This is a genomic window from Alkalihalobacillus trypoxylicola (genome assembly GCF_001590785.1).
Lineage (GTDB): Bacteria > Bacillota > Bacilli > Bacillales > Bacillaceae_D > Alkalihalobacillus > Alkalihalobacillus trypoxylicola.
Window position 1 is genome coordinate 45,890 of record NZ_LTAO01000011.1, and the last position, 12,109, is coordinate 57,998.

Annotated in this window: 10 protein-coding genes; 7 read left to right on the forward strand and 3 right to left on the reverse strand. The window is 34.8% G+C overall.

From position 1 onward, the window contains the following. Positions 1 to 172: 172 nt before the first annotated feature. From AZF04_RS07035 to AZF04_RS07050, 4 genes are read left to right on the forward strand one after another with little or no spacing between them, the layout of a single operon-like run. Positions 173 to 871, forward strand: a complete 699-nt coding sequence (locus AZF04_RS07035) for a DnaD domain-containing protein (protein ID WP_061948128.1) — start codon at positions 173 to 175, stop codon at positions 869 to 871. Positions 872 to 888: 17 nt separating this feature from the next. Beyond that, positions 889 to 1,539: an endonuclease III gene (nth, locus tag AZF04_RS07040; RefSeq protein WP_061948129.1), complete on the forward strand. Its 651-nt coding sequence runs from the start codon at positions 889 to 891 to the stop codon at positions 1,537 to 1,539. Between the two features lies 1 nt (position 1,540). Beyond that, positions 1,541 to 2,053 carry a YpoC family protein gene (locus AZF04_RS07045; protein WP_061948130.1) on the forward strand — a complete coding sequence of 171 codons (513 nt, stop codon included), beginning with the start codon at positions 1,541 to 1,543 and terminating at the stop codon, positions 2,051 to 2,053. 12 nt (positions 2,054 to 2,065) lie between these two features. Next, positions 2,066 to 5,659, forward strand: a complete 3,594-nt coding sequence (locus tag AZF04_RS07050; protein WP_061948131.1) for a dynamin family protein — start codon at positions 2,066 to 2,068, stop codon at positions 5,657 to 5,659. Between the two features lie 53 nt (positions 5,660 to 5,712). Here the strand turns inward: AZF04_RS07050 and AZF04_RS07055 are convergent, their stop codons facing one another. Then, positions 5,713 to 8,346, reverse strand: coding sequence for a transglycosylase domain-containing protein (locus AZF04_RS07055; protein ID WP_061948132.1), 2,634 nt, complete (start codon positions 8,344 to 8,346; stop codon positions 5,713 to 5,715). A gap of 36 nt (positions 8,347 to 8,382) precedes the next feature. After that, complete coding sequence (gene recU / locus AZF04_RS07060; RefSeq protein ID WP_061948142.1) at positions 8,383 to 8,985, reverse strand: Holliday junction resolvase RecU; 603 nt, start codon at positions 8,983 to 8,985, stop codon at positions 8,383 to 8,385. A gap of 155 nt (positions 8,986 to 9,140) precedes the next feature. Here recU and AZF04_RS07065 point away from each other — a divergent pair, with 155 nt between their 5' ends. Further along, positions 9,141 to 10,106: a DUF2515 family protein gene (locus AZF04_RS07065; protein ID WP_061948133.1), complete on the forward strand. Its 966-nt coding sequence runs from the start codon at positions 9,141 to 9,143 to the stop codon at positions 10,104 to 10,106. 576 nt (positions 10,107 to 10,682) lie between these two features. On the opposite strand, the gene AZF04_RS07070 is transcribed toward AZF04_RS07065, so the two are convergent. Beyond that, positions 10,683 to 10,796 carry a hypothetical protein gene (locus tag AZF04_RS07070; RefSeq protein WP_061948134.1) on the reverse strand — a complete coding sequence of 38 codons (114 nt, stop codon included), beginning with the start codon at positions 10,794 to 10,796 and terminating at the stop codon, positions 10,683 to 10,685. A 200-nt stretch (positions 10,797 to 10,996) separates the two neighbouring features. Between AZF04_RS07070 and racA the strand changes: the two genes are divergently transcribed. Then, positions 10,997 to 11,530 carry a chromosome-anchoring protein RacA gene (gene racA, locus AZF04_RS07075; RefSeq protein WP_061948135.1) on the forward strand — a complete coding sequence of 178 codons (534 nt, stop codon included), beginning with the start codon at positions 10,997 to 10,999 and terminating at the stop codon, positions 11,528 to 11,530. Positions 11,531 to 11,586: 56 nt separating this feature from the next. Continuing rightward, entirely contained in the window at positions 11,587 to 11,973 is a 387-nt protein-coding gene (locus tag AZF04_RS07080; protein ID WP_061948136.1) for a YppE family protein, read from the forward strand. Positions 11,974 to 12,109: the final 136 nt, after the last annotated feature.

A 12,109-nucleotide genomic window follows, 5' to 3' on the forward strand; every position in this document is an offset into this window, starting at 1 on the left:
GATCGCAAACTTATTAGAACTGACAACATAGTCTAATTAGAGCTTATAAAGTAGTAAAACGTCTTTCCTACACGAATTGAATTTGTGTAAGGCTTTTTCGTTTACGAATGAGGTTGATAGGATTATCAAATCCTTAATTCATGTTATAATACTTTATAGAGGTGTAAAAATAATGTCAGATAAAATGCTCTTAAAATGGATGAAGCAAGGTCATCTGTCCATTCCGAAATTACTATTACAATATTATACAGATTTAGGATTAACAGAAGTGGAATTAATGACTTTATTACATATTCAATCTTTTATAGATGAAGGGGATTATTTTCCAACTCCAGAATTGCTTAGTGAAAGAATGACCCTTTCAAAGGAAGAGTGCAGCAATACAATGGGTTTACTTATAAAAAAAGGCTTTTTATCTTTAGATAAGCACTGGGATAATGGAATATTATATGAAAATTACTCTTTAGAACCATTATGGTTGAAATTAATGGAAGAATTGAATCAAGAAGATCAAAAGCAACAAGAAAAATCAAATGCCCAAATAGAAGGAGATTTATTTAAAACGTTTGAGCAGGAATTCTCTAGACCACTATCTCCTATAGAAATGGAGACGTTATCGATGTGGTTAGACCATGATAAGCATGAGCCAAAATTAATTCTTCAGGCATTAAAGGAATCGGTTATTTCTGGTAAGCTCAATTTTAGATATATTGATCGAATTCTTTTTGAGTGGAAACGTAACGGTGTCAAAACTTTAGAGCAAGTAAAAATTCATAGTGAAAAATACAGGAAGTTTCAAAATGGACAAAAACCAGATTCAAAAAGAGTCCGTTCAGAATCTTATCCAAGCTTTAATTGGTTAGAAAGTTAAAAAGGAATGATTTAAAATTGTTAACAAAAAAACAAACAATCGATGCGATTGATCAAATACAAGAAATGTTCCCTGAAGCTGAGTGCGAGCTCATTCACTCAAATCCGTTTGAGTTATTAATTGCGGTCGTTCTATCTGCTCAATGTACAGACGCTCTCGTAAATAAAGTGACTCCTAAGCTTTTTGAAAAATATCAATCACCCTCTGATTATTTAAATGCTTCACAGGAGGAACTGGAGCAAGATATTCGCTCTATTGGTCTTTTTAGAAGTAAAGCAAAAAACATCCAAAAACTAGCTGCTTCCATAATAAACGACTTCGATGGTCAAGTTCCTAAAACGAGAGATGAGTTAATCGGACTTGCCGGTGTAGGGAGAAAAACGGCAAATGTTGTAACATCCGTTGCTTTTGGTGAACCGGCTATTGCTGTGGATACACATGTTGAAAGGGTGAGCAAAAGGCTCGCCATATGTCGTTGGAAAGATAGCGTCTTAGAAGTAGAAAAAACGTTAATGAAAAAAATTCCAATAGAACGATGGTCAGATACCCATCATCAATTGATCTTTTTTGGTCGTTATCATTGTAAAGCACAGTCTCCAAAATGTAACGATTGTCCTTTATTAGAAATGTGTCGTGAAGGGAAAAAAAGATTGAAAGGAAAGTCATAAGATGATGATGATTCCTTTCGATTTTTGTATTTCTCCTTTTTATCATCACGAACAGTTAAAAATTGATCTTAATTCTCTTACTGAAAAACAAAGATTTACGCAAGTTCCCTTTTATTATGACATAACGTCTATCAAAAAGCCGTGGGAATCGCCCTATCCTTATATAGAGGAGATTTATCAGCTATGGTTAGAAGAGGAAATAGCGATTCGTTTTGCATTTAAAGGTAAGCGTAAGCATGAAATCGCTTCAAAAATGAGGATTTCCATTGCTTTATATATCGATGCCTTGTTCTGGTTAAATGGTCAGAGATTAAACAATCTCCATAAAATAGAGGAAGATATTTTGACTCTCACCTATCGACCACTTAATGCAAAAGATCGTTTAGCTTTTATTATAAAGCAGCACAATCAATACCATGCTTTTATTCAGCTACAAGCTTTAATGGAAGAATTAAATAAGATGTGTGCGCGAATAAAGGTTATGAAAAATAGGAAAAATAGCGAAGGTTTATGAAGGAGTGTAAGTATGGAAGGCGATTCTCACTTTTTTTCATCAGAGCTTGAAGCACTAGTCAATAAGCAAGAGTGGGTAAGGAAGCAGCAAATTATAAAAAAAATGGAAAGCCCCGTATTTGAAGTTGCATTTTGTGGACATTTTTCAGCAGGTAAGTCTACGATTATGAACACGATTTTAGGGGCAGAAATTCTTCCGACGAGTCCGATTCCAACTAGTGCGAATATTGTCTCGATTGCGAACGGAAATTTAGGAGTTTCTGTTCAAAAAGCGAATAAAGAAATTAAAAAATGGGATGGAGACATTCCGTGGGAACAAATAAGACAATGGGGGATGGATGGTCAGAGTATTACCGATATGCGAATTTTTGCTCCACTGACTTTTCTAAATAATAGCATCATTTATGATACACCAGGTGTTGATTCGACGGACCCTAATCATCAGAAGTTAACAGTAGAAGCGTTATTTACAACCGATGTAATCATTTATGTTATGGAATATAATCATGTTCAATCTGAGACAAATTTATATTTTTTAAAGCAATTATCTAATGAACAAAAGCCGATTATCATTTTAGTTAATCAGGTAGATAAGCACAATGATAAGGAACTGAGCTTTAATCAATTTGACGAATCGATAAAAGATACCTTTAAAAAGTGGAATATTCAATATTTAGATCTTTTTTATACAAGTATGAAAAAGAATGATCATCCCTATAATCAATTTGTCCAATTTGAAAAAAAATTAAAGGCATTATTATATCACGGAAATGAAGTGACCAAGTTTTCTAATCAGAAGTTAATCGATAGTTTTTATTTAAGCCTTTTATCTAGGTTAGAAAATGATCATGAAGACTGGCTTTTAGAAAAAGAAAATGACTTACAAAGTAAAGGATTCTCATTAGCATCAAGAAAACAATATGAGCTGCAAATAAAGGAAAAAAATCAGTTAAAAGAAGCGGATACTTTATTAAAGAAGCAGTTAGAAGAGGAATGGAAAAAACTATTCGCCCAAGTAACCGTTTTTCCTTATTCAACAACGGAATTAACGCGAGCGTGGTTAGAGAGCAAAGACCAAAACTTTAAGGTGGGTATTCTTTTTTCTAAAAAGAAAACAGTAGAAGAGCAACAAAAACGGTTGGATGCATTAATTTTAGAATTGAATGAAAAAATTAAGAGCTTGTTAAGTTTTCATGTTATTCGTTCGTTCGAAATCATTGATAAAAGACAGCTAACTAATCGTGATCAAGTAGAGCAAGCACTGCAACAATTTTCCTTAAATGTTGATTCTGAATTCTTTGAAGAATCAGCGATTCCTTCTCACATTAGTAGAGAATTTGTTTTTACTTTCACGAAAAATAAAGAAGCAGAAATAAAAAAACTCCTTTGGAAAAATGCTTATGGTATCTTAGAGTTAATAATAGAAGGTTTGAAAAATAGCTGGGAGGCTCAATTACAGCAAAAAGAAGTAGAAGTCATGCAATTAAAAAGTCTTTCTTCACTTTTTGAAGAAATATCAGAAAAAGAAACAGACTTTATTGAAGTGAAGACAACTATTACAAATGAGCTACAGCAATCAACAGATGAAAGCTTGCAGAAAAGGCTATTAGAGATTAGTATAAGAAGCTATCCTGAAAATGTGGATATAGCTCCATTTATAGATTTCTCTAATGAACAGGAGTCTGTAATAGAAACGGATTGGAAATGGGAGCCACCTCCTAGCAATCAAGTAAAAACTCAAGTATTTAATGAAGAATGGTTTCAGGAAATGGAACATTTATTGAGGTTAGATGATTATCCAAAGTCATTTGAATCGAAAAGAAATCAATTAGTAGAACGGCTTAAAAAACATCAAAATGAAACCTTTCGCTTATCATTATTCGGAGCATTTAGTGCCGGGAAATCAAGTTTTGCTAATGCATTATTAGGAAAAGAAGTTCTTCCTGTATCTCCTCATCCCACTACTGCTACGATTAATACGATAAAGAAGTCCAGCACGGATCATCGAAATGAAACGGCTGAAATTTTCTTTAAATCAGAAGAGCAACTAGAAAAGGAAATTGAATTTGTGAGCTCGCAATTAGGAGAAAGCTTTGGCCTAAAAAAATTAAAAAGCTGGAAGCCTAATCTTGAACAATTTTCCAGAAGTTCTCAAAAAACGTTGGCAGAATACTTACTGACGGTCAAAAAGAGTTTCCTTGAACATGAGGATTGGCTAGCGAACGTAAAAGAGGTTTCTTTAAATCAAGTAAACCCTTATATTGCTAATGAAGAAGTCGCTTGTTTAGTGAATGCGATTACGATATATTATGATTGTCCGTTAACCGAAAGTGGGGTAGAGTTAATTGATACTCCAGGTGTAAACTCTATTCATGGTCGCCATACCAATGTCGCTTTTCAGCAGTTAAAACATTCAGATGCCGTTTTTTACCTGACTTATTATAACCATGCTTTCTCAAAGGCTGACCAATGGTTTTTGCAGCAATTATCATTTGTTAATGATGGCTTTAAAGATGATAAATTATATTTTGTCTTAAATGCGGCAGACCTTGCCGAAAATGAGCGTGAGTTAAACGGAGTAAAGCTACATGTTTATAACGAACTGAAAAGAAATGGTTTAGCATCACCAAAGCTATATCATCTATCAAGTAAAGAAGGGCTTTCTGTAAAAAAAGGTGAGAAAAAAAGCTCAGAAGGACAGCATTTCTTGCAGTTTGAGGAGCAGTTTTATCAGGAAACGATTCAAGAACTCAAACGGTTAAATATAGAAATATTACAAAAAGAAGTGCAAGAATACGTAGTAGAATTAGCAGAAGCGATTCAATTTTTGTCAGAATCCAAGAGTGAAAGAGAAAGAAAATTAAATAACTTAAAACGAGAAAAAGTCGAATTAGCAAAAGCTATAGATCAAGCGTCTGCTTCTTCTGTTATGACCTCAATCACGCAAGAGCTTTCTGAGTTGATGGTTTATTTAAGAGAAAGAATTTTGTTCGTTTTCTCTGATAGCTTTAATGAAGCGATTAATGTCACAACGATTACTGGCCATAATAAAAAACAGCAATCAATGGCATTATTAGAGGGATTAAGAGAGTATAAAAATCAAAGTGAATTATTTATTAAAAATGAGCTTTATGCAACTTTGGTTCGAATCGAATTAAAATTAGCAGGTGAACTGGAAGCTTGGTATCAAGAAAGTGAAGAAGACATTCAAAGGTTGTGGAGCACTTTTTCAGGTTCTAAACCAGACATTGAAATGAAGCTTTATCAGGAAGTTCTTCCATCTTTAAGGGAAATAGATCCAAAAAGCTATTTAAATGAATTTAAAAGTACTAAGCATTTCTTTGAAGAGGGCGGTTCAAAACAGTTAAAAGAGCGCGTTGTAAATGATGCTGTAAGCAGTGCTAGAAATTATTTATTTGAATTTGAAAAAGAGCTCGAAATATTATTACTACCTGTCGTTTCGGAAAAAATTGAAATGGAAAAACAACATTTAAAACAAGAAATAGAGCTGGTTATTACTCGGTATGCTTCCTCATTCTCTGAAAAAGAGCAAAATGCTTTAAAAACAGAGTGGAGCAAATGGAGTGGGCTCGAACAACTTGTCTAACTATCAAAAAGCTCGCTAGCATCACGCTAACGAGCTTTTTGTGTATAAAGTATTTACTCAGTTTCTTCTTCAGAATCATCGGGATTCTCTTCCTCATTTTCATCTGAGGTTGAATCATCCTCCTCATCTGGACGATTTCCTTCATTGTTTCCATTATTTCCATTGTTACCGTTATTACCGTTGTTGCCATTATTTCCGTTATTATTATCGTTTCCTGGAGGGTTTTCGTTTCCGTTATTTTCTTCGTTATCGTCCTCTTCAGGAACTTCCTCTTCAGGAATTTCTTCTTCCTCCTCTTCTTCTTCCACTGCTTCAGGCACGGTCACCTCTGCGCTAGCAGGATCACTACTTTGTCCTTGGTAATCGGCTATAAGAGAGAAGCGGTAGCTTGATCCTGGCTCGGGATCTGACAAAATAAACTGCATATCGCTAGATTGTTGGACGCTTTCTGAACCTCCGCCATCTACTGCCATGGAAAGATTAAAAGTAACATCATCTAATAGGCTTTCTGGATAATTCCATGTTACAATGATTTGATTTTGCTCTTCCTGATAAACAGCTTGAAGGCTAGAAGGTGACTCTATTTCAACAAACTCGTCTGAAACCTCTGTTTGCTCAGTTCCTTTTACAAATAATTCATAAATAATCTCGCTCTGTGGTGTAAATGGACTCGGAAGCTTCCCGGTAGAGCGTTCTACTCCCACTCTTACGACTGAATCAGGCATTTCAAAGTCTGGTGTATCAATATCAGCTGAGATTTTACTCATTACTTCATTGAAAATACGCTGTGAAAGTCTCCGCTCTTCATCATTGGCTAAATAATTTCCTTCACCACTAAGATTATCGAATCCAGACCAAACCGCAACGGTATACCTCGTCGTATAACCTGAGAACCAAACATCAGGAACTCCACCTTGTGGTATGTTTTTCTCAGCCATAAAATCTGGATCAAAATTTGTGGTTCCTGTTTTCCCAGCCATCGGAAGACCACTCACATTAGCAGTTCCACCTGTCCCATTATTAACGGCTGTTTTTAACATATCAGTAGTCATAAAAGCGGTATAATCATTCATCGCTTGATGGCTTTCTGGCTCTAGCTCTAACTCACGTCCATCTGGAAATACAACTTTACGAACTGTATAAGGCTTGTTATAAGTACCGTTATTTCCAAATGCCGCATAAGCACCTGCTAGCTGCATAGTTGTTATTCCTTCTTTAAAACCACCTAATCCGTAAGATTCTGGCATTGGCTCTTCTTCTACAGCAATTCCAAGGCCATTTGCAAATTCGGCTGCCTGATCAACTCCAACTTCCTGCAATGCTTTTATAGCAGGGACGTTACGAGATCTCGCTAGAGCGGTTCTCATCGTCATACTTCCTTGATAGCTGCCATCGAAGTTTCTTATTTCTCTACCATTCGGATATTCGTGTGGTTCATCCACGAAAATTTTCGCGGTAGACCATTGATTAAATTCAATACCAGGTGCGTAATCTAAGATAGGTTTTATCGTAGAGCCTGGCTGTCTCTTATGATCAGTCGCATAATTATAGCCGCGCTGAATTCCTGTATCTTCTCGACCGCTTCCAATCGCTTTAACTTGGCCCGTTTGTGTATCTAATATCGTCACAGCAGAGCGGTAATCTTCATTATCAGGATAGTTAGAAATAAAGTCACTTGTATATAAAACGTTTTCTACATGCTCTTGTGCATCAACATCTAAAGTAGTGTAAATCTTTAATCCAGAATTATAAATATCATGGGCCGTAATACCATCAATTTCTTCTAATTCCTTTTGAACTTGATTGTAAAAAGAAGCATAAGGATAAGATTCACCGCGCTCACTTGGATTTAATTGTTCATCGATTGGTATAGCCTTGGCTTGTTCAGCTTCTTCACTACTAATTTTCCCATGCTGCTCCATTAAATTAATGACCACATTTCTGCGACTTTCAGCATTTTCTGGGTTGTTTAAAGGATCATAAAAGCTTGGGCGACGTGGAATAGCGGCTAGTAGTGCAGCATCCTCTAGATTTAACTCACTAATCGACTTGCTGAAATATCTTTGAGAGGCAAGCTCAACACCGTACACGCCATTTGCTAAATAAATTTGATTTAAATACATGGTTAAAATTTGGTCTTTTGAATAGCGTTGTTCAAGCTGAATGGCTAGGTAAGCTTCTTGGATTTTTCTAGTGATTTTTTTATCATCGGATAAAAACAGGTTTTTTACTAACTGCTGAGTAATCGTACTAGCACCCTCTGCACCAAATCCATCGGTAATATTCGCCAGCACAGCACCAACAAATCTCCTCATATCCATGCCCCAATGCTCTCTAAAGCGAATATCCTCTACAGAAATAAAGGCATCCTCTAAAACGTCTGGAATATCATCATAATTGACATTAATTCGGTCTTCTACTGAATCAAGCTGAGAAATAAATTCGTCGTTTTGGTCAAAAATTTCACTTCCTTGTGAGAGAACCAATTTCTCAGGATCCAATTCAGGTGAGTTTTGTACGATTGCAAAAACCGTAATACCACCAATGACGACAGAAAGCATAAATAAAGCAACTAAAGTTAATAGAATTTTTTTCCAAACACCTTTTTTCTTAGGTGCTTTTTTGTTTTGTTGTTTTCTCTTTTCCATTCGAGAATGAGTTTTTTTTGTCTCATTATGTTCTGACATAGCGTTCTTCCTTTCACGAGATCAATCTATAAAATATTACTGAAAATATACTTGATCAACGATGGATAAATAATCAATTCTAGGCTGGTAGCCTATTTTAATTAAATGTCCCCATTCTTCAATATCTTTTTTTCGGATTGATTTACGACCATTATTTTGATTCTGATAATGATGAATTAAAATTTGAGCATCTAATAAATAAATTTCATCAAATAAAGTAAAGGAGAGAATAATAAAAGAAATCCCGTTTTGATTGATAACAGCTTCCATATGCTCAATTTGATGCTGGTGGAAATTTTGTAAAGGAAAAGATGTTTTATTTTTAGTTTCTTTTGCTTCAAAATCAATATATTTTCCTCTATAAACTCCATTATAATCTGTTGTAGATGCTTGTTTAAAATAGGCCTCCTTTATAACAGCAGCACTTCGTCTAGGATAATCAACTTGGACGATTTGAACAGGTGTTGGCTTTTTGTGAATGACCGCTTTTTGAGAATGTAAATAAAATGTATTCGTATCATTTAAATCATCCTCAAGAGTCATTCCTCTATTGCTGTAATTCGTTCTTTCTTTTTTGTTTTGCGATAGTGTAGACCCCTTTGGTACATATCGTTTTCCGTTAGGGTAGCGAATAGACATAGACTTTTCGACCCTTTCTTTTCTATCATTCATAACATTCATTGGAAATAGCACTAGGAAGGAATGTCATCAAACTATCTTACCATAAAATACGTTAAAAGTAGACGGAAGAAACATCTTAAGATTATAAAGTTTTGTGAAAGATGGTGTTAATTTTGCTAAATAAACAATCAAGGTTATTCATAGAGAAAATAGAACATAGGACAAAAGAACAGAATTATGACAATGTCTCAAGAACTCATGCTTACTTGGCTTATTTTAATCAAATACCAGAAGTGAGGTGGGCCTTGCTAGCTTCAGCTGTTTCACGCAATGCAGGTTGGAATATGACTACGCTATTTAATGAAAAGTTCAAAAGCTATATGTCATTAGAAAATAGAGCACATTTAATTGCTTTTCTAGAAAGAGCTAATTGGTTAATATTTGCTGATGCTTATCCGCAATTAATGATTTATCAGTTTTCAAAGGAGCAAGGTTATCCCTTATTTTCATTATTGCCTTATTTTGGTGTTTCTAAATTTATGGTAACAGAGTGGAACCTTTTTTGGGACCGTAAAGATGAGGAGCGTCTATGTACAGCGTTAATCATTAATGAACAAAACCACTTAGAGGAAACTTTAATGAATACCAAATGGGTAAAGAGAGAGATTCTTCATAATATTTGGTTTCAACTCGATCAACACACAGAATTTAATTATATTCTTTTTCCTACATTAGATAATGTGATTTTTGGATATAAAGTTTTTAAATTTGAAAAAGTAGAAGAAAGAATTCAATTAGGGAAAAAGTTGGCCCAACTATTGTTTCATCCAGATTGCTTTCATTCAATTAAAAATTTTTTATGTAAGGTAGAACATACAGGTTCAAGATTAGATTACGAAACGTATATTCAGGAAGCGAAAGTTTATTCGAAAACCCCTTTGTTACGTACTGTATTAATGAATTTCCACCATAAAAATACTAATCATTTAGATTGGTATGAAGCAAATAAAGAAAAAAAGTGGTGGTTTGTACCTTTATCAAAAATAGAAGTAACAGACCGAAAGAAATGGTTACAATTTAAAAGAAAAGAATGGAAGGTTACTTCTTGGTTGCTTTCAACTTTACAAGATAAGATTTGAATGATGAAGTGGGTTTAAGTGAACGAAACCTACCATTCATTATAAAAAATGTATTGAATGTTTCCTAAATCACTTGTTGATTGTAACGGCAGGTAGTGACTCCCGAAGGAAAAGCGGAGTGTGAAGATCCACTCTGACGCAGCTCTGCATAGTCTGAGTTAGCTGAAAACAAGCCTTTGGGAAAGCATCTACCTAAAGTGGAAATCAAAAACCAAATCGTTCCGTTCTCATTAAAAGTTAAAAGTGATGAAATTGATTCAAGTGAAAGGGAAAATTGGTTGGACAAAACCTGTTTCTAAATCATGTCATTTAGGGAATGGGTGCATACAAAGACAATGAACAGGCCCTTCCTTCTTTTAAGTAAGAAGGGGGCCTGTTGAATGTTGAAGAACCTCTATAAAGTCACGTAACTTAGAGAACTGTTAATGACCTAAGACCAAGTGAACTTTTCAATTATGATGGAAGTTCATAGGAAAACAATCGTGTTTTTCCGAGAATTAGTAATAGGTAAAACGCTATTCACTGCTTTAAATCTTTACAATAACTAGAAAATGGTAAGTTTTCCTTGTTCGTGTTTTAAGTGGAAGGTCGGTTAGGTCCTCCTAGCTTTTTATCTAGGATATTATTTTTCTTCGTCTGTTGCTTACTTTCTTTGGACGGTTGCTGTTGTTTGGATTGATTTTCAGCCATATTTTTACCTCCTTTCAGGATTGATAGGATTAGCATTTGACGTTTTCCTATTTAAATATACATAATCCAACACGCTTAGCTCTTTCTGACTAGTTAAGACTTTCTTTGCCGAAACACTTCTAGTTTTGTCATGAGAGAAGGTTTTGCAGAAATAAACGTGAATATCTTTATGTATCAAAAGTAAAACGGAGGGATGTAAGATGAGTCCATTATTAAAAACAAAGGAAGTATCTGAACGCTTATCGGTCAATCCTACAACGATCCAAAGATGGGTAAAATATTTTAATCTTCCTTGTGTAACCAATGAGCATGGACATTATTTCTTTACTGAGGATCAAGTTCAATGGCTTCTCGATATTAAGCACCAATTAAATGAAGGAAAAAAAATGCGTGAAGTAGAAATTACGATAGAAGGAAAGACTTGTAAAGCAAATTTAGGAAAAAAAGAAAGAATAGCAACGGAGCAGTATGAGCATAAATTAGAGCAGGTTTTAGACCGTGTCTTATTTTTAGAGCAACAGCTAAGCAAAAAAGCAGATGAAGTGGTGAGCTATCAGTTATTAAAGCATCGTTCTGAAATAGATGAAATGATGAACATGCTAACAAGGCTTGAGCAACGATTGGAAAAAATGGAAAGGACAAATGCAGCGAGTGCGGAGTCTGAATTACCTTTAGTAGTCGGAGGAGAGCCAAAAAAACGCTGGAAAAACTTTGTTCAAATGTTTACATTGTAAAAAACCTCTATTCAAGATACGTAAATTTTGTTACGATTTTGGCGGAGGTGTCAATCATGACAGATGAACAATTAAAAACACTTCGTCAAATAAACCAAGCTCTTTTGGAAAAAAATCAATTTGCTAAGGAGTTTTTTTTAGATATTAAAGAAAAGGAAAACTATGAGCCAGATTTTTTTGGAACAGTTAAACCTTTCACAGATGAAGTGACTCAGCTAAGTATGGAATGGCATGAGCTAGCGACTATTATGGTAGCAGAAAAAAAGCCAAAGCAGCTGTTTAGTCAGCAACTCGAGCAAACCGTTGATAATTTTGAAACCGTCGCTATAAAATCATTTTATCCGAAAACAAGTAGAAAGAATCAACTTGAAACGTTTAAATCTGTAGAATATGTGCTGCGACAATTAGATGATGTCTTAAATACTTCCGGGTCCAACCATTAATTTAATACCCTTTAATAAAAGCCACTGTGGGAAAATACTGGGCTGACCCCAAAAAGTGAGACAAATATAAAACACCTTTAAGTAGAAATCGGTTATTGTTAACCTAAAGAATACTTGGAGGTGTTTTTTCTATGGG